This is a genomic window from Mycobacterium sp. KBS0706 (genome assembly GCF_005938675.2).
Classification (GTDB): Bacteria; Pseudomonadota; Alphaproteobacteria; order DSM-16000; family Inquilinaceae; genus Inquilinus.
The window spans coordinates 23,138-41,392 of record NZ_VCCH02000021.1 but is presented as its reverse complement, the minus strand read 5'-3'; the positions used below and the strand labels follow the sequence as shown (position 1 = coordinate 41,392).

Genomic DNA, 18,255 nt, shown 5'->3' with positions numbered 1-18,255 from the left:
GTCGATGTGACAGGTCGGTCGTGCTGTGCCCTGTCGAGATGTTCAATGGTGCGGGCGGAGGGATTTGAACCCCCACGGCTTTCGCCGCTGGAACCTAAATCCAGTGCGTCTACCAATTCCGCCACGCCCGCGAAGACCCCCACCCCTGCGTGCCCCCGAAAACACGCACAAAACGGCGCGCAGCGAAGGGAGTCGGCCCTGCGAAGGGGCGGTCATAGCACAGGGTTTTTGCGGACGACAGGCAAAACGCGGAGGCTACAGCCGGTCGAGCACCCGGGGCAGAGCGTCGATCACGTCCTCGGCGATCAGCCCCGCGCCGACCTGCTGCGCCGCCGCGCCGTGCAGCCAGACCGCGGCGCAGGCGGCCTCGAAGCCGGGCATACCCTGCGCCTTAAGCCCCAGCACGATGCCGGCCAGCACGTCGCCGGTGCCGCCGGTGGCCAGGGTCGGCGGTGCGTTGGCGTTGACCGCCGCGCGCCCGTCCGGCGCGGCGATGATGGTATCTGCCCCCTTCAGCACCACCACGGCGCCGACCAAAGCCGCGGCCTCACAGGCCCTGACCAGGCGCGGCGCATCCGCCTTGCCGAACAGCTTGTCGAACTCGCCCTGATGCGGCGTCAGCACGCAATCGGCGTCCAGCAGCCCGGCCAGCGCCTGCGGCTCGCCGGCGTAGCTGGCGAGGCCATCGGCATCGAGCACTAGCGACTTGCCGGCGGCCTGCACCGCCGCGACCGCCTGGCGCAGCGCCGGCCCGGCCCCGCCGCCGGGGCCGATCAGCACCGGGCCGAGGCGCCGGTCGGCCAGCAGCCCGTCCCAGCGCTCCAGCGGCAGCGCCATCGCCCCGGGCCAGTCGGCGCGGAAGGCCGGCAGCGCCGCCTCGGGCGCCACCACGGTGAGCAGGCCGGCGCCGGCCCGCCGCGCCGCCCGGGCCGCCAGCCGGGCCGCGCCGGTCAGGCTGCCGCCCGCGAGGATCAGCGGGTGGCCGCGATCGTATTTGTGCTGCGACGATGCCATCTGCGGCAGGGCGGCGCGCCACAGCGCCGGCCCGTTCTCGTGCAGCACCGGCCCGATCGCGTCGAGCACCGCCGGCTCGATGCCGATATCGGCGACCCGGGTCTCGCCGCAGAGGGTGCGGCCGGGCAGCAACAGATGGCCGGGCTTGCGGCGGAAGAAGGTGACGGTCAGCGCCGCCGGCGCCACCGGGCCGGGAGCCGAGCCGTCGTCGCCAAACAGGCCGCTCGGCACGTCGACCGCGACCACCGGCAGGCCGGAGCGCGCCATCGCCTCGATCAGCGCTGCGGCCCTGCCCTCCGGCGCCCGGTTCAGCCCGGCGCCGAACAGGGCGTCGACGATCAGCCCGGCGCCGTCCAGCACCGCGGGATCGGGCCGCTCCACCCTGCCCTGCCCCATCCTGCCCTGCCATCGGGCCGCCGCCTCGGCCGCGTCGCCCTTCACGGCCTTGACCGGGACCAGCGACGCCAGCCGCACCGGCCAGCCCCTTTCCGCCAGCAGCCGGGCGATGACATAGCCGTCGCCACCATTGTTGCCGGGGCCGCACAGCACCGCGACCGGGCGCGGCGACCAGCGGGCGCGGATCGCCCGCGCCACCGCCGCCCCTGCCCGCTCCATCAGCACGATGCCGGGCGTGCCGGCGGCGATGGTGCGGCGGTCGGCCTCGCCCATCTCCGCCGCGGTCAGCAGGGCGAGGTCGGAGATCGTCACTGCGCGATCTTCCCGACCGCCTCCTTGAAGGCGGCGATGTCGGCCCGGGCGGAGTCGCGCAGCAGGGTGATCTCGGCCGGGCCGATGACGATGCGGCAGCCATCCCGCACCATCTCGGCCGGCGAGCGGCCGAGCGAGGGCAGCGAGCCGAGCCATTTGCCGCTGTCCTGGATGGCGCGCTCGGCCCGGCGAATCGTGTCGCTCACCTCCGGGTCGTCGAAGCGGCCGAGCTTGCCGAGGCTGCCGGACAGGTCCCAGGGGCCGATGAACAGCCCGTCGACGCCGTCGACCGCGGCGATGTCGGGAATCGCCTCCACCGCCTGCCGGGTCTCGATCTGGCACAGGATCAGCAGGTTGTCGCTGATGGTCTGCTGATAGTCGGGCGCCAGGCCGAAATCGGCGCCGCGGGCGATGCCGTAGGCGACGCCGCGGATGCCGGCCGGCGGATAGCGGCAGGCGGCGACCGCGGCCTCCGCCTCGGCCCTGGAATTGACCTGCGGCACCATCACGCCCTCGGCGCCGATGTCGAGGATGCGCTTGGCGTAGACCGGGTCGTTCCAGGGCATGCGGACGATGCCGGTGGCCGGGGTGCCGGCCAGGGCCTGCAGGCTGGGCACCGCGTCGGCGACCGCGGCTGGCCCGTGCTCGTGGTCGAGCAGCACGATGTCGTAGCCGGCGAGGCCGAGCAGCTCGGAGATCAGCGAATGGCCGATGCCCTGCCAGCAGCCATAGACGGGCTCACCCGCCCGCAGCTTCCGTTTCGCGGCGTTCGGTCGATACAAGGCAGCCTCCTCCGATGCGGTGGAGACAGGCGTATCAGACGATGGCGAGAAGGGAAATGGGGCGACCAACGGGGCTCGAACCCGTGACATCTCGGACCACAACCGAGTGCTCTACCAGCTGAGCTATGGCCGCCACAGCGTTAGCGGCGGCTCATATGAGGCATCGCCGCTTCGGCGTCAAGCGCAAGACGCATTCCCGCCGATCAAGGGCGTTGCCGGGCATGACCGGGGCCGTGCAAGGCGGCATAGTCCGCCACGACGCACTCATCAGGGGAAGGCATGATGCTGATCCAGTCGGCCGCCATGGCCAATCTCGGCACCGAAACCGCGTTCGACGTGCTGGCACGGGCCCAGGCGCTGGCGGCGCAGGGCCGCGACATCATCAATCTCGGCATCGGCCAGCCCGATTTCCGCACGCCGGACCACATCGTCGAGGCGGCGGTGAAGGCGCTGCGCGACGGCCATCACGGCTACACCCCGGCCGGCGGCATCCCGGCGCTGCGCCGGGCGGTGGCCGACGACCTGGAGGCCCGGCGCGGCGTCACGGTCGATCCGGACGACGTCGTGATCATGCCCGGCGGCAAGGTGACGATGTGGTTCGCCATCCTGATGTTCGGCGAGCCGGGGGCCGAGATCCTGTATCCCAACCCCGGATTCCCGATCTACGAATCCGCCATCCGCTTCACCGGGGCGACGCCGGTGCCGGTGCGGCTGAAGGAAGAAAACGGCTTCGCCTTCTCGGCCGAGGAAGTGCTGGCCCAGATCACGCCGCGCACCCGCCTCTTGATCATCAACAGCCCCGCCAACCCGACCGGCGGCCTTGTCCCGAAGGCCGAGCTGGACCGCCTGGCCGCCGGGCTGGAGCGGCACCCGCATGTCGCGGTGCTGAGCGACGAGATCTACAGCCGCATCCTCTATGACGGGGCGGAGCACAGCTGCTTCCTCTCCTACCCCGCCCTGCGCGACCGGGTGATCCTGCTGGACGGCTGGTCGAAGACCTACGCCATGACCGGCTGGCGGCTGGGCTGGAGCGTGTGGCCCAAGGCGCTGCGCGAGGGCGCGACGCGGCTGGCCGTCAACTCCCACTCCTGCGTCAACGCCGCCGCCCAATATGCCGGCATCGCCGCGCTGCAGGGGCCGCAGGACGCGGTCGACACCATGTGCGCCGCCTTCGCCGAGCGCCGCCTCGTCGTGGTCGATGCGCTGAACCGGCTGCCGGGCGTGCGCTGCGTCGAGCCGGGCGGCGCCTTCTATGCCTTCCCGAACATCAGCGGCACCGGCCTGACGGCCAAGGCGCTGCAGACCAAGCTATTGGAGGAATGCGGCGTCGCCACCATCGCCGGCACCAGCTTCGGCGCCATGGGTGAGGGCTTCCTGCGCCTGTCCTATGCCAACAGCGTCGAGGCCATCGAGCGGGCGGTGGAACGGATGGCCGGCGCCCTGTCTGACTTGATCGACGCCTAAGGAAGCAGCACTATGCCTAAATTCTGAGCAAGCCCTTATTCGTCCCGGTCGCCGACGCGGAGTCGGCGGCTGGCACGGGGCTTGCTTCACATTGTCGGCGAGAGCGTTCCGCACCCGGCGGTGGCGCGCAAACGATCCAGGGAACGGTTCTGAACCCATGAAGAAAGTCGAAGCCATCATCAAGCCGTTCAAGCTCGACGAGGTGAAGGAGGCCCTTCACGAGGTCGGGATCAAGGGCATCACCGTGACCGAGGCGAAGGGCTTCGGCCGCCAGAAGGGCCACACCGAGCTGTATCGCGGCGCGGAATACGTGGTCGACTTCCTGCCCAAGGTGAAGGTCGAGGTGGTCATGGAGGACGCCCTGGTCGAGCGTGCGATCGAGGCGATCCAGCAGGCCGCCCAGACCGGCCGGATCGGTGACGGCAAGATCTTCGTCACCCCGGTCGAGGAAGTGATCCGCATCCGCACCGGAGAGAAGGGCGCCGACGCCATCTGAGCGTCGGCCGTCCGCGCTTGCCGCCCAAGAACGCCTCTCATAAGAACACTCGCGTACAGTCCAAACACAGGAAGAAACCATCATGGCCGACGGTGTGACCAAGGTCCTCGATCTGATCAAAGAGAACGACGTCAAATACGTCGATTTCCGTTTCACCGACTTCCGCGGGAAGGTGCATCACGTCAGCCAGCACGTCTCGACGGTGGACGAGGACATGCTGACCGACGGCGTCATGTTCGACGGTTCCTCGATCGCCGGGTGGAAGGCGATCAACGAGTCCGACATGATCCTGATGCCGGACGCCGACACCGCGGTCATGGACCCCTTCGCCGCCCAGGCGCAGCTGAACATCACCTGTGACATCCTGGAGCCGGCCACCGGCCAGCCCTATAGCCGCGATCCGCGCTCGATCGCCAAGGCGGCGGAGCGCTACATGGCGTCGCTGGGCGTCGGCGACACCGCCTATTTCGGCCCGGAAGCCGAATTCTTCATCTTCGACGACGTGCGCTACCAGCAGGGCACGACCTCGGGCTTCTACTACCTCGACAGCGAGGATGCGTCCGAGAACAGCGGCAAGGTCTATCCGGACGGCAACCGCGGTCACCGCGTGCAGCCGAAGGGCGGCTACTTCCCGGTGCAGCCGCTCGATGCCGCGCACGACCTGCGCGCCGAGATGCTGACGACCCTGGCCGAGATGGGCGTCACGGTCGAGAAGCACCACCACGAGGTCGCCGCCTCGCAGCATGAGTTGGGCATCAAGTTCGAGACCCTGATCAGGAGCGCCGACGCGCTGCAGGCGTTCAAGTATGTCGTGCACAACGTCGCCGACGCCTATGGCAAGAGCGCGACCTTCATGCCGAAGCCGGTCAAGGGCGACAACGGCTCGGGCATGCATGTCCACCAGTCGATCTGGAAGGAAGGCAAGCCGACCTTCGCCGGGTCGGGCTATGCCGACCTGTCGGACACTGCGCTGTACTATATCGGCGGCATCATCAAGCACGCCAAGGCGCTGAACGCCCTGACCAACCCGTCGACCAACAGCTACAAGCGGCTGATCCCGGGCTTCGAGGCGCCGGTGCTGCTGGCCTATTCGGCCCGCAACCGCTCGGCGTCCTGCCGCATCCCCTACGTCGCCTCGCCGAAGGGCAAGCGCGTCGAGGTGCGGTTCCCGGACCCGACCGCGAACCCCTACCTCGCCTTCTCGGGCATGCTGATGGCCGGCCTGGACGGCATCCAGAACAAGATCCATCCGGGCGAGGCGATGGACAAGAACCTGTACGACCTGCCGCCGGAGGAGCTGAAGAACGTCCCGACGGTCTGCGGCTCGCTGCGCGAGGCGCTGCTGGCGCTCGAGGCCGACCATGCCTTCCTGCTGAAGGGCGACGTCTTCAGCAAGGACATGATCGAGGCCTATATCGAGCTGAAGTGGGAAGAGGTGTACGCCTTCGAGCACACCCCGCACCCGATCGAGTTCCAGATGTACTACTCGGCCTGATCGGACCGGTTTCGACCCGAGAGAACCCCGCCGGCGACGGCGGGGTTTTTTCTTGCGCGGATGGCAGGCGGGATGGGCTTGCGATTGCCCGCCGCACCTGCTGATATCGTTCCCAGCAGCGCAGCGGCCGGAAGCGGGAAACCACAGGGACCCGGCCGGCCAGGCGCGGTGCCGCCAGGGGTCCCCGACGGTCCGCCCCCGAGGTCTCGCGCCCTGCCGGAACAAGAAGCGAGGCCATCTTGACAGGGACGGCAATCGACGTTGTCGACGTGACCAAGGTGTTCGGCAGCGAGCAGAGCGGGGCGGTCCGGGCCCTGAGCGGCGTATCGGTCCAGATCCGGGACAACGAGTTCTTCACCCTTCTCGGCCCGTCCGGCTGCGGCAAGACCACCCTGCTGCGCATGATCGCCGGATTCGAGGAGCCGACCAGCGGCCACATCCTGCTGCACGGGAAGCCGATCGAGGGGCTGCCGCCGCACAAGCGGCCGGTCAACACGGTGTTCCAGAGCTATGCCCTGTTCCCGCATATGACGGTGCGCGAGAACATCCGCTTCGGGCTGGAGATGAAGGGCGTCGACCGCAGCCGGGCCGATGCCCGCGTCGCCGAGATGATCGCCCTGGTCAAGCTGGGCGGGATGGAGCACCGCAAGCCGGCGCAGCTGTCCGGCGGCCAGCAGCAGCGCGTCGCCCTGGCCCGGGCCCTGGCCAGCGAGCCGCAGGTGCTGCTGCTGGACGAGCCGCTGTCGGCCCTCGACCTCAAGCTGCGCAAGGAGATGCAGATCGAGCTGAAGCGGCTGCAGACCGAGACCGGCATCACCTTCATCTTCGTCACCCACGACCAGGAGGAGGCGCTGACGATGTCGGACCGGATCGCGGTGATGAGCCAGGGCGAGATCCTGCAGATCGGCGGCCCCCGCGACATCTACGACCGGCCGGAGCGACGCTTCGTCGCCCATTTCATCGGCGAGACCAACTTCTTCGACGGCCCCCTCGCCGCCCGCCTCGGCGGCGCCGACGGTGCCACCCTGGCGGTGCGGCCGGAGCGCGTCCTGTTGTCCGCCGAGCCCGGACCGGACAGCCTGGCCGGAACGGTCGAGACCGTGGTCTATGTCGGCACTGACACCACCTACCACATCCGCCTGGCCGAGGACGGCCCGCTGGTCACCGCCCGGCTGCAGAACCGGACCGGGTCGCCGCAGAGCTTCCGGCCCGGCGACCGGGTCGGCATCGCGGTGCCGGCCGGCGCCGGCCACGCTTTGGCCGATTGAGGTCCCCGATGGCGCGCGGCAACGGACTCAAGACGCTGAGCCTGATCGGCGTCCCGGTCGGCTTCATCCTGATCTTCTTCATCGTTCCGCTGGCGATCATGGCGGTGGTCTCGGTCGCCGAGCGCGGCCAATTCGGCGGAGTGCAGTGGAACACCTTTTCCACCGACGCCTATCTCCGCTTCCTGTACGAGCGCGACTTCGACGACAGCCTGATCTGGAACCCGGCCTATACCCAGATCCTGCTGCGCTCGGTCTGGCTGTCGCTGCTGACCACGGTGCTGTGCGTGCTGGTCGGCTTCCCGACCGCGCTGCACATCGCGATGCAGCCGCCGCCACGGCGCAACCTGCTGATCTTCCTGGTCACCATCCCGTTCTGGACCAACCTCCTGGTCCGCAACTACGCCTGGATCCTGATGCTGCGCTCCGGCGGGCTGCTCGATTCGGCGCTGCAGGGGCTGGGGCTGACCACCGGGTCGCTGAACCTGATGTACACCGAGACGGCGATCGCCATCGGCCTCACCTACTCCTTCCTGCCCTTCATGGTGCTGCCGATCTATTCCAGCCTGGAGAAGCTGGATTTCCGACTGGTCGAGGCCGCCTACGACCTGGGCGCCGATAAATGGCGGGCGCTGCGCCGTATCGTCATCCCGCTGGCCATGCCGGGCATCGCCGCCGGCGCCATCCTGGTCTTCATCCCCTGCCTCGGCGCCTATGTGACGCCGGACCTCTTGGGCGGGTCGAAATCGATGATGATCGGCAACCTGATCCAGAACCAGTTCGGCTCGGCCCGCAACTGGCCGTTCGGGGCCGCCCTGTCCTTCGCCCTGCTGGCCGTGGTGCTGCTGGCGATGATGCTGTACCTGATCCGCTTCCGCGGAGCGCCGCAGGTGGCGAAATGAGCAGCCCGCTTCGCAGCTTCCCCGGCGTCCGCGCCACCGCCTGGGCCTTCTTCGCCTATCTCTACATCCCGATCGTGGTGCTGCTGGTGCTGGCCTTCAACGCCGGCAGCACGGCGACGATCTGGGGCGGCTTCAGCATGCGCTGGTTCGGCGTGGTGCTGAACAATCCGGACATCCTGCGGGCGGCGAAGAACTCGCTGATCGTCGCCTCGGTGTCGTCGGTGGTCGCGACCGTCATGGCCATCCCCGCCGCGATCGGCATGGCCCGGCGGCGCTTCCGCGGCCAGGCCGCGGTCAGCGCCCTGATCGCCCTGCCCCTGGTGGTGCCGGAGGTGGTGACGGCGGTGGCGACGCTGCTGTTCTTCACCGCCGTCGCCCTGCCGCTGGGCCTGTTCACCATCATCCTGGCCCATGTGGTGTTCTGCATCCCCTTCGCCTACCTGCCGATCCGGGCGCGGCTGGAGGGGATGGATGCCAGCCTGGGCGAGGCCGCGTCCGACCTCTACGCCACGCCCTGGCGGGCCTTCCGCCGGGTGACGCTGCCGCTGCTCTGGCCCGGCATCCTGTCCGGGCTGATGCTGGCCTTCATCATCTCGCTCGACGATTTCGTCATCACCTTCTTCGTCTCCGGCGCCGGGGCGACCACCCTGCCGATCTACATCTACGGCATGATCCGCATCGGGGTGACGCCGGAGGTCAATGCCATCTCCGCGCTGATGCTGCTGATCTCGATCGTCTTCGTCGCCCTGTCCTGGGTGGTGGGACGGGCGCGGAGCTAACCAGGGAGGTCTAAAATTCGGAACCGACGCATCTGCCTGGCCGCCGCCTTCGCCGCGGCCCTGCTGACCGGTCCCGCCGCCTGGGCGGCCGGTGACCTGTTCCTGTTCAACTGGACCAACTACACCCCGCCCGACCTGCTGAAGAAGTTCGAGGCGGAGACCGGCATCAAGGTCACGCTCGACGTCTATGATTCGAACGAGACCCTGCTGGCCAAGCTGCAGGCCGGCGGCGCCAGCTACGACGTGGTGGTGCCGTCCGACTACATGGTCGACATCATGGTCAAGCAGGGTCTGCTGCAGGAGATCGACGCCGCCGCCATGCCCGGCTTCGGCGCCGTCGTGGCCCCGCATGACAAGCCCTGGTATGACCCGGAACGGAAATATTCCGCGCCCTACATGTGGGGCACCACCGGCTTCACCTATGACAGCGCCAAGGTGAAGGGCCCGGTCGACGACAGCTGGTGGTCGATCTTCAATCCGGACGGCCCATTCAAGGGCAGCCTGGCGATGATGAACGACTCGGTCGAGGTGTTCAACGCGGCCGCCTATTACCTGGGCATCGACCGCTGCACCGAGAGCAGCGAGGACGCCGGCAAGATCTTCAAGCTGCTGGAGGCGCAGAAGCCGGCGGTGTCGCTCTACAACTCCGACGGGTCGGTCGACCGCATGGCCGCCGGCGAGGTCGTCGCCCATATGCAGTGGAACGGCGCCGCGCACCGCACCAAGGTGCAGCGGCCGAGCGCGGTCTTCGTCTATCCGAAGGAGGGCTTGAGCCTCTGGGCCGACAATCTGGTGGTGCCGAAGGACGCCAAGAACCCGGAGAACGCCAAGATTTTCATCGCCTGGATGCTGAAGCCGGAGAACATCGCCGCGGCCAGCAACTTCACCACCTACATGAACGCGATCAAGGGCTCCGAGGCCTTCATGGACAAGGCCCTGAGCGAGGATCCGGCGATCAACATGCCGCCGGAGGATGCCAGCCGGCTGCGGCCGGCCAAGAACTGCTCCCCCGCTTCGGTCGAGTTGCGCGACCGGGTCTGGACCCGCCTCAAATCCTGAGCGGCCAGGCCACCGTCCCGGACGTCGGCGGGGCAACATCACAATCCGGCGACAACAGAGAGGTTGAGATGGGATCCGCAAGACAGTTTCTGCTCGCCGCCGTCGCGGCCGCCGGGGCGCTGGCCGCGGCATCGGCCGCGCAGGCCGCCGGCGAGCTCTATTTCTACAACTGGTCGAACTACTACCCGCCGGAACTCTTGAAGAAGTTCGAGGCCGAGACCGGGATCAAGGTCACGCTCGACGTCTATGATTCGAACGAGACCCTGCTGGCCAAGCTGCAGGCCGGCGCCGCCGGCTACGACGTGGTGGTGCCGTCCGACTACATGGTCGACATCATGATCAAGCAGGGCCTGCTGCAGGAGATCGATGCCGGCCAGATGGCCAACTTCAAGAATGTCGGCGCGCCGCACGACAAGCCCTGGTACGACCCGGAGCGGAAATACTCCGCCCCCTATATGTGGGGCACCACCGGCTTCAGCTACGACACTGCCAAGGTCAGCGCCAAGGTCGACGACAGCTGGTGGTCGATCTTCGACCCGGACGGCCCGTTCAAGGGACAGCTGGCGATGCTGAACGACCCGGTCGAGGTCTACAAGGCCGCGGCGATGTACCTGAAGGTCGATTTCTGCACCGAGAGCAGCGACGACGCCGGCAAGATCTTCAAGCTGCTGGAGGCGCAGAAGCCGGCCGTCGCCCTCTACAACTCCGACGGCACGATCGAGCGCATGATCGCCGGCGAGGTGGTCGCCCACATGCAGTGGAACGGCGCCGCGCACCGCACCAAGGAGGGCAAGCCGACCGTCACCTATGTCTATCCGAAGGAAGGCATCAACTTCTGGAACGACAATTTCGCCGTGCCCAAGGGCGCGCGGAACGTCGAGAACGCCAAGATCTTCATCGACTGGATGATGAAGCCCGAGACCATCGCCGCGGTCAGCAACTTCACCGGCTACAACAACGGCATCAAGGGATCGCCGGAGTTCATGGATGCCAAGCTGCGCGACGACCCGGCGGTGAACACGCCGCAGGAAGCTCTCGGCCGGCTGAACCCGAACAAGAACTGCTCCGCCGCGGCGGTCGAGCTGCGCGACCGGGTCTGGACCCGCCTCAAATCCTGATCTACAAGCCTGAGCCGCGATGCAACCGCCCTGCCCTGTGCAGGGCGGTCCTGCTTTGGGCCAAATTATGGCGTCTGTAACCACCCTGACCAACGCCGTCCAGCTGTTCCACTGAGCCGCTTCGCCGGACTTCAGGAAAGGCCCTGGTTGCGAAGCGGGGTCCGGCACGCTACCTCTTGCAGGTCAGACAGATCTCTTAAGTGACAGGATCCCCCATGGTCGACCGCCCGTTCCCGCCGCGTCTCGACGACGAGGAAGAGGAAGAAGAGGAAGAGCGCCCCGAGAAGGAGAAGAAGGAGGAGCTCGGCCCGCAGATCGGCAACATCCTCTTCAAGAACCGGACGGTGCTGCTGTTCGGTGAAATCTCCATGAAGCTGGCGCAGGGGATCAGCGCGCAGCTGCTGGCGCTCGCCGCCGATGACGACAAGACGCCGATCCGGCTGGTGATCAACTCGCCGGGCGGCCATGTCGAGGCCGGCGACACCGTCCACGACATGATCCGCTTCATCGGCGTGCCGGTGAAGGTGATCGGCACAGGCTGGGTGGCCAGCGCCGGGGCCCATATCTACCTGGCGGCGAAGAAGGAGAACCGCCTGTCGCTGCCGAACACCCGGTTCCTGCTGCACCAGCCGTCCGGCGGCGCCGGCGGCCGGGCGGTCGATATCGACATCGAGGCGCGCGAGATCATCAAGATGCGCCGCCGCCTGAACGAGATCATCGCCAAGGAAACCGGCCAGCCGATCGAGAAGGTCGAGCGCGACACCGACCGCAACTACTGGATGTCGGCCGAGGAGGCGAAGGATTACGGCCTCGTCGGCAAGATCATCGACAGCATCAAGGATGCCGGCTGACCCCAGCCGGGTGACGCGGCGGCGGGCCCTGCTCGGGCTCGCCGCCCTTCCCTTCTGCGCCGCGGCGGCCCCTGCCGTCGACCAGGCCGGCGAACGGCGCCTCAAGCTCTACAACCCGCACACCGATGAGCGCTTCGACGACGTCTACGCCGTCGACGGCGTGGTTTCGTTCGACGCCTGGAAGCGCCTGAACTGGCTGCTGCGGGACCACCATGTCGACAAGGCGACCGACATGGATCCGGGCGTGTTCGACCTGCTGTGGCTGATGGCCCGGCGCTACCAGGTGGCCAAGGGCCGGCGGGTGACGATCAACCTGCACTCCGGCTTCCGCACCCCCGAGACCAACGAGAAGCTGCGCCCCGAAGGCGCCGCCCGGAACAGCCTCCACCTGCAGGGCAAGGCGGTGGACCTGTCGGTGCAGGGCTACGGCATGGTGTTCCTGGCGAACCACGCCCAGGCGGTCGCCAGCGGCGGCCTCGGCCTCTACTGGCGCTCCGACTTCGTTCATCTCGACACCGGACCCCAGCGCGTCTGGTACAAGCGGTTCTAGCCGCCGCCGGTCATTCCGCGGTCCCTCGGTTACTTTCAACACCCTTCTTGCGCGGACCGGCGGGCATCCCGAACTTCCTGTCGGTACCTATTCGTAACCAAGTTCGGAGAATTCAATATGGCGAAGCTCGCCCTGATCGGCGCCAGCGGCAATGTCGGCTCCAAGATCCTGGCCGAGGCCCTGAGCCGCGGCCACGAGGTCACCGGCATCGTCCGCAACCCGGAGAAGCTGCCGCAGCACCCGAAGCTGACCGCCAAGCACGGCGACGTGTTCGACGCCGATGGCCTGGCGAAGCTGCTGGCCGGGCACGATGCGGTGATCAGCTCGGTGCACTACACCGCCTCCGACCCTGCTTTGCTCTTGCAGGCGGTCAAGGCTTCGGGCGTGAAGCGCTACCTGGTGGTCGGCGGCGCCGGCAGCCTGGAGGTCGCGCCGGGCGTGGCGCTGGTCGACACGCCGGACTTCCCGGCGCTGTACAAGGAGGAGGCGTCCAGGGGCCGCGACTACCTCACCCTGCTGCGCGGCGAGACCGGCCTCGACTGGACCTTCCTGTCGCCCTCGGCGGTGATCGCGCCGGGCCAGCGCAGCGGCAAATTCCGTCTGGGCGGCGACCAGCTTCTGGTCGGCGCGGACGGGCAGAGCCGGATCAGCCAGGAAGACTACGCCGTCGCCTTGATCGACGAGCTGGAGAAGCCCGCCCATATCAGGCAGCGCTTCACCGTCGGCTACTGAAACCGCCATTGTTGTCCGCGGCGCGACGAATTGTTGTGCGATCGGCGGCTTGACCGCGGACCGCAAAAGCAACTCAATCGCAACGCCACCACCGGGCCCGGATCGGCGTTCGACCGGGCCCGGACCAACGGGCTCAAGGCCCAAGCGGCACCCCTCCCCTCTGATCCGGAGACGATCATGGCTGACCTGAACGACCAGCTCGACCGTACCTGGGCGCCGCGCGTGCTCAGCATCCTGCGCATCGCCACCGCCCTGTTCTTCCTGCAGCACGGCTTCGCCAAGCTGTTCGGCTTCCCGCATGTCGCCTATTTCGACGGGCTGGAGCTGTTCTCGCTGATCGGCTTGGCCGGCGTGATGGAGATCGTCGGCGGCGTGCTGCTGCTGATCGGGCTGTTCACCCGCCCGGTCGCCTTCCTGCTGTCGGGCGAGATGGCCGTGGCCTATTTCATGGCCCATGCGCCCGGCGGCTTCTTCCCGATCCTGAACCAGGGCGAGTTGGCGGCGCTGTACAGCTTCGTCTTCCTGTACCTCGCTACGGCCGGCGGCGGCGCCTGGAGCCTGGACGCGGTGCGCAACCCGCGCCTGGCGACGGCCTGATCGCTCCGGCAGCAGCCGGCGCTACGGCGCCGGCTGCTGCTGGGTGATGCAATGAATGCCGCCGCCGCCCAGGAAGATGTCTCGGGCATGGACCTGGACCACGCGGCGGTTCGGGAAGGCGTCGCGGATGATGCGGAAGGCGCGTTCGTCCTCGGCCACGTCGAAGGCCGGCATCACGATGCCGCCATTGGCGATGTAGAAATTGACATAGGACAGGCTCAGCCGCTCGCCGCGATGCTCCTGCCGCGCCGGCTGCGGCACCTCGATCACCTGCAGCGGCCGGCCCTTGGCATCCTTGGCCGAGCGCAGGATGTCCAGATTGGTCTGCAGCACGTCGAAATTGCCGTCGCTCTTGTCGTCGGTCGACAGTGCCAGCACCACGCCGGGCCGCACGAAGCAGGCGATCTCGTCGACATGGCCGTCGGTCACATCGTCCTCCAGCCCCTCGGGCAGCCAGATCACGGTGGAAATGCCGAGCCAGTCGCGCAGGCTCTGCTCGACCTCGGCCTTGGTCACGTCGGGGTTGCGGTTCGGGTTCAGCAGGCATTGCTCGGTGGTCAGCACCGTGCCTTCGCCATCGACATGGATGGCCCCACCCTCGAGCACGAAGGGCGCGCGGAAGCGTCGGGCGCCGACATGCTTCAGGATCCGCTTCGCCACCACCGCGTCGCGGCTGTAGGGCTGGTATCTCTGGCCCCAGGCGTTGAAGCGCCAATGCGCACCGGCGAGATGGCCATTGCGGTCGAGCAGGAAGGTCGGCCCCGAGTCGCGCAGCCAGCTGTCGTCGATCTCCATCGACACCACATCGATCGGCGTGCCGTTGCCGAGGGTCAGCGACGCCTCCGCCACGTCCGAGGGGTTGCAGACCATGGTCACCGGCTCGAAATCGGCGATGGCCCGGGCCACGTCGGCATAGGCGGTGCAGGCGGCGTCCATGTGCTCGCCCCAGATCTCCTCGCGGCAGGGCCAAGCCATCCAGCAACGGCTGTGGGGCTCCCATTCCGCGGGCATGACGTAGCCGAGGGATGCAGGGACGGTCACAATCGGGTTCCGCAGTGGTTCTGGCTCAAGCGCCAGAGGCTAGCGTCCGCCGCGTCCGGATGAAAGAGCGCTGTGCGGTCCCCCGGATATGGAACGGGCCCGACCAACCGGCCAGGCCCGAGAAACCGATCGTCCCGAAGGACCTATGACGACAGCGCGGCAATCAAATGCGGCGCTGGGAGATCGACTTTTCCCCCTTCGTCAAACGGCGGCCGAACGGCGCCAGACGAATGGTTCCAAAGATCGACAGAAACGACATGAGAAACTCATCTTTTGTTCTCTGGTGCAGTAGATATAGTCGATCGGGCCCGGTTTTTGCTCCAGGGGCAAACGCCGAGGGTCACCTGCGCGCCACGCATGACTCAGAGTCCTGCGCGGTGCCGGCAAAAATCGGCAGAAAACGCCGTTTCGACCCCGTCCGCCTTACGTTCCTGCGGCGAACGCCAGCTGCTCGTCCCGCCGCCGCTTCTTCTCGTGCCGCACCAGGAGCCCGCCGGCGATCACCACGCCCGTGGTGACGATCACCACGATGATGGTGGCCAGCGCGTTGATCTCCGGCGTCACCCCGAGCTTCACCTTGGAGAAGATGTAGACCGGCAGGGTGGTCGAGCCGGGGCCGGAGACGAAGCTGGTGATCACCAGCGTGTCCAGCGACAGGGTGAAGGACAGGAGCCAGCCGGCGATCACCGCGGGCGAGATGATCGGCAGGGTGATCCAGAAGAACACCGTCAGCGGCCGGGCGCCGAGATCCATCGCCGCCTCCTCGATCGATTCGTCGAGGCTGACCAGCCGCGACTGCACGATCACCGCGACATAAGCCAGGCAGAAGGTGATGTGGGCGATGGTGATCGTCACCATGCCGCGGCCCTGGGGAAAACCGAACAGCCCCTCCATCGCCACGAACAGCAGCAGCAGCGACAGGCCGGTGATCACCTCGGGCATCACCAGCGGCGCCGTGACCATGCCGGAGAACAGGGTGCGGCCGCGGAACCGCCCGAAGCGGGCCAGCACCATCCCGGCCACGGTGCCGAACACGCAGGCCACCGTGGCGGCGATGGCGGCGATCTCGAGCGACCGCCGCGCAGCGTCCAGCATCTGCTGGTTCTCCAGCAGCGTGCCGTACCATTTGGTCGAGAAGCCGCCCCAGATCGTGACCAGACGGCTCTCGTTGAAGGAGTAGATCATCAGGAGGATGATCGGCACGTAGAGGAAGGCGTAGCCGAACACCAGGGACGTGAACAGGAACCAGGGCCGCCTCATCGCTCCGCCTCCTGCTGCTTGGCCTGGACGTACTGGAAGACCATGATCGGGATCACCAGCACCAGCAGCAGCACGATCGCGACCGCGGAGGCGACCGGCCAGTCGGTGTTCTGGAAGAACTCGTTCGACAGCACCTTGCCGATCATCAGCGTGTCGATGCCGCCGAGCAGCTCGGGGATGACGTATTCGCCGACCGCCGGGATGAACACCAGCAGCGATCCGGCGATGATGCCGGGCAGCGACAGCGGCAGGGTGATCAGCAGGAACGCCTTCCACGGCCGGCAGCCCAGATCCTCCGCCGCCTCGAGCAGCGAGACGTCGAGCTTCTCCAAGGTCGCATAGAGCGGCAGGATCATGAAGGGCAGGTAGGAATAGACGATGCCGATATAGACGGCGGTGTCGGTGTGGAGGATCTCCAGCGGCTGGTCGATGATGCCCAGCCAGATCAGCAGGTTGTTCAGCAGGCCCTGTTGCTGGAGGATGCCGATCCAGGCATAGACCCGGATCAGGAACGAGGTCCAGAACGGCAGGATCACCAGCATCAGCAGCGGCACCCGCCACTGCTGGCTCGACCGGGCGATGGCATAGGCCATCGGATAGCCGACGAGCAGGCTGAGCACCGTCGAGATCGCGGCGATCTTCACCGAGCTGAAATAGGCGCTGACATAGAGCGGATCGTCGAGCAGGAACTGGAAATTGCCGACGCTGAGCGAGATGCCGAGATGGGCCTCGTCGATCCAGTCCCACAGCGGCGTGTAGGGCGGCTGCCCGATCACCTTGTCGGCGAAGGCGATCTTCAGGACGATGACGAAGGGGATCAGGAAGAACAGGAACAGCCAGACATAGGGGATGGCGATGACCAGGCTGCGGCCGAGCCGCCCGCCCAGCCGCCGCAGGATCGAGGGGCCCGCCGCGACCCGCGGGCCCGAGCCTTCTGCCGCTTCGCTCGCCGTCACCGCGGTCATTGCGTCAGCACCACGCCGGCGAAGGGCTGCCAGGACAGCCAGACCTCGTCCTCCCAGGTGATCGGCATCTCGGTCAGGCGCGAGACATTGGGCGCCGTCACCCGCACCGTCTTCCCGTTCGGCAGCGCGATCAGATAGATCGACAGGTTGCCGAGATAGGCGATCTCTTTGACCACGCCGACAGTGCAGTTGGTGTCGCCCTCACCGGGCTGCTTCGAGATCGCGATCTTCTCCGGCCGCACCGCGACCCAGACCTGGGTCCCGACCGGCACCGGCAGGCCGTGGCTGATATAGAGCTGGCAGCCCGCCTCCGGGCTGTCGATGATGACATGCTCCGGATGGTCCTCGGCCACCCGCCCCTCGAACAGGTTCACCGAGCCGATGAAATCGGCGACGAACTTCGATTGCGGGTATTCGTAGATCTCGGCCGGGGTGCCGAGCTGCGAGATGTAGCCGGAGTTCATCACCGCGATGCGGCTGGACATCGTCATCGCCTCCTCCTGGTCGTGGGTCACGACCACGAAGGTGATGCCGACCTTCTCCTGGATGTTCACCAGCTCGAACTGGGTCTGCTCGCGCAGCTTCTTGTCGAGGGCGCCGAGCGGCTCGTCCAGCAGCAGGATCTTCGGCCGCTTGACCAGGCTGCGCGCCAGGGCGACGCGCTGGCGCTGGCCGCCCGAGAGCTGGTGCGGCTTGCGCTTGGAGAAGCGGCCGAGCTGGACCAGGTCCAGCACCTCGGCGACGCGGGTCTTGATCTCGGCCGCCGGCACCCGGTCCTGGCGCAGTCCGAAGGCCACGTTCTGCTCCACCGTCATATGCGGGAACAGCGCGTAGGACTGGAACATCATGTTGACCGGCCGCTCATAGGGCGGCACGGCGGTCATGTCGACGCCGTCGATGAAGATCTTGCCTTCGGTCGGCCGCTCGAACCCCGCCATCATCCGCAGGAGCGTGGTCTTGCCACAGCCCGACCCGCCCAGCAGGGCGAAGAACTCGCCGCGATAGATCGACAGGCTGACATCGTCGACGGCGGTGAAGTCGCCGAACTTCTTGGTCACCTTCTCGATCCGGACATATGGCTTCTCGTCCGGATTGCGCCATGGCTGCGGCGCCGTCTGCTGCTTCGGCTTGGCTTGCCCCATCCCCGTCTCCGGACCCTGTCCCTCAAGTGGAACGG

18 protein-coding genes and 2 tRNA genes are annotated in these 18,255 nt (G+C 67.4%); 12 read left to right on the top strand and 8 right to left on the bottom strand.

Translation table 11 applies throughout. The features are described from left to right. Positions 1 to 46: 46 nt before the first annotated feature. From FFK22_RS13815 to FFK22_RS13800, 4 genes are all read right to left on the bottom strand, one after another. Positions 47 to 131, bottom strand: a tRNA-Leu gene (locus tag FFK22_RS13815). 124 nt (positions 132 to 255) lie between these two features. Further along, complete coding sequence (locus FFK22_RS13810) at positions 256 to 1,722, bottom strand: NAD(P)H-hydrate dehydratase (protein ID WP_221938583.1); 1,467 nt, start codon at positions 1,720 to 1,722, stop codon at positions 256 to 258. After that, entirely contained in the window at positions 1,719 to 2,504 is a 786-nt protein-coding gene (locus FFK22_RS13805) for an HpcH/HpaI aldolase/citrate lyase family protein (protein WP_186002456.1), read from the bottom strand. The genes FFK22_RS13810 and FFK22_RS13805 overlap by 4 nt, the downstream gene beginning before the upstream one ends. 57 nt (positions 2,505 to 2,561) lie before the next feature. Further along, positions 2,562 to 2,637, bottom strand: a tRNA-His gene (locus tag FFK22_RS13800). A gap of 146 nt (positions 2,638 to 2,783) precedes the next feature. On the opposite strand from FFK22_RS13800, the gene FFK22_RS13795 reads away from it, so the two are divergent. The 12 genes from FFK22_RS13795 (at position 2,784) to FFK22_RS13740 (ending at position 13,812) form a co-directional block, all read left to right on the top strand. Further along, positions 2,784 to 3,968: a pyridoxal phosphate-dependent aminotransferase gene (locus tag FFK22_RS13795; protein WP_221938582.1), complete on the top strand. Its 1,185-nt coding sequence runs from the start codon at positions 2,784 to 2,786 to the stop codon at positions 3,966 to 3,968. 157 nt (positions 3,969 to 4,125) lie between these two features. Next, positions 4,126 to 4,464, top strand: a complete 339-nt coding sequence (locus FFK22_RS13790; protein ID WP_034832554.1) for a P-II family nitrogen regulator — start codon at positions 4,126 to 4,128, stop codon at positions 4,462 to 4,464. An 82-nt stretch (positions 4,465 to 4,546) separates the two neighbouring features. Continuing rightward, on the top strand, positions 4,547 to 5,959 hold the full coding sequence (glnA, locus tag FFK22_RS13785; RefSeq protein WP_138891099.1) for a type I glutamate--ammonia ligase: 1,413 nt from the start codon (positions 4,547 to 4,549) through the stop codon (positions 5,957 to 5,959). A 239-nt stretch (positions 5,960 to 6,198) separates the two neighbouring features. After that, positions 6,199 to 7,227, top strand: a complete 1,029-nt coding sequence (locus FFK22_RS13780) for an ABC transporter ATP-binding protein (RefSeq protein WP_306770108.1) — start codon at positions 6,199 to 6,201, stop codon at positions 7,225 to 7,227. An 8-nt stretch (positions 7,228 to 7,235) separates the two neighbouring features. Next, on the top strand, positions 7,236 to 8,126 hold the full coding sequence (locus tag FFK22_RS13775) for an ABC transporter permease (protein ID WP_138891098.1): 891 nt from the start codon (positions 7,236 to 7,238) through the stop codon (positions 8,124 to 8,126). Next, the gene (locus FFK22_RS13770) at positions 8,123 to 8,905 is read left to right on the top strand and encodes an ABC transporter permease (RefSeq protein WP_138891097.1); all 783 of its coding nucleotides are present in this window, start codon (positions 8,123 to 8,125) and stop codon (positions 8,903 to 8,905) included. The genes FFK22_RS13775 and FFK22_RS13770 overlap by 4 nt, the downstream gene beginning before the upstream one ends. Positions 8,906 to 8,920: 15 nt before the next feature. Continuing rightward, positions 8,921 to 9,964 (top strand): extracellular solute-binding protein, encoded by a 1,044-nt coding sequence (locus tag FFK22_RS13765; protein WP_138891096.1) that lies wholly within the window; start codon positions 8,921 to 8,923, stop codon positions 9,962 to 9,964. Between the two features lie 68 nt (positions 9,965 to 10,032). Then, positions 10,033 to 11,082 (top strand): extracellular solute-binding protein, encoded by a 1,050-nt coding sequence (locus FFK22_RS13760; protein WP_138891095.1) that lies wholly within the window; start codon positions 10,033 to 10,035, stop codon positions 11,080 to 11,082. 215 nt (positions 11,083 to 11,297) lie between these two features. Beyond that, positions 11,298 to 11,933 carry an ATP-dependent Clp protease proteolytic subunit gene (locus tag FFK22_RS13755; RefSeq protein WP_138891094.1) on the top strand — a complete coding sequence of 212 codons (636 nt, stop codon included), beginning with the start codon at positions 11,298 to 11,300 and terminating at the stop codon, positions 11,931 to 11,933. Continuing rightward, positions 11,923 to 12,483 (top strand): DUF882 domain-containing protein, encoded by a 561-nt coding sequence (locus FFK22_RS13750; RefSeq protein ID WP_138891093.1) that lies wholly within the window; start codon positions 11,923 to 11,925, stop codon positions 12,481 to 12,483. The genes FFK22_RS13755 and FFK22_RS13750 overlap by 11 nt, the downstream gene beginning before the upstream one ends. Positions 12,484 to 12,600: 117 nt before the next feature. Next, positions 12,601 to 13,215, top strand: a complete 615-nt coding sequence (locus tag FFK22_RS13745) for an NAD(P)-dependent oxidoreductase (RefSeq protein WP_138891092.1) — start codon at positions 12,601 to 12,603, stop codon at positions 13,213 to 13,215. 177 nt (positions 13,216 to 13,392) lie between these two features. Further along, complete coding sequence (locus tag FFK22_RS13740) at positions 13,393 to 13,812, top strand: DoxX family protein (protein ID WP_138891091.1); 420 nt, start codon at positions 13,393 to 13,395, stop codon at positions 13,810 to 13,812. Between the two features lie 21 nt (positions 13,813 to 13,833). On the opposite strand, the gene FFK22_RS13735 is transcribed toward FFK22_RS13740, so the two are convergent. The 4 genes from FFK22_RS13735 to FFK22_RS13720 all read right to left on the bottom strand — a co-directional run bounded on the left by FFK22_RS13735 (position 13,834) and on the right by FFK22_RS13720 (position 18,220). Further along, positions 13,834 to 14,853 (bottom strand): agmatine/peptidylarginine deiminase, encoded by a 1,020-nt coding sequence (locus FFK22_RS13735; protein WP_138891090.1) that lies wholly within the window; start codon positions 14,851 to 14,853, stop codon positions 13,834 to 13,836. A 423-nt stretch (positions 14,854 to 15,276) separates the two neighbouring features. Continuing rightward, complete coding sequence (locus FFK22_RS13730; RefSeq protein WP_138891089.1) at positions 15,277 to 16,113, bottom strand: ABC transporter permease subunit; 837 nt, start codon at positions 16,111 to 16,113, stop codon at positions 15,277 to 15,279. Further along, a complete protein-coding gene (locus FFK22_RS13725) occupies positions 16,110 to 17,078 on the bottom strand; it encodes an ABC transporter permease subunit (protein WP_138891088.1) in 969 nt (322 codons plus the stop codon). The genes FFK22_RS13730 and FFK22_RS13725 overlap by 4 nt, the downstream gene beginning before the upstream one ends. After that, positions 17,075 to 18,220 carry an ABC transporter ATP-binding protein gene (locus tag FFK22_RS13720; protein ID WP_138891087.1) on the bottom strand — a complete coding sequence of 382 codons (1,146 nt, stop codon included), beginning with the start codon at positions 18,218 to 18,220 and terminating at the stop codon, positions 17,075 to 17,077. Before FFK22_RS13720 ends, FFK22_RS13725 begins: the two co-directional genes overlap by 4 nt. Positions 18,221 to 18,255: the final 35 nt, after the last annotated feature.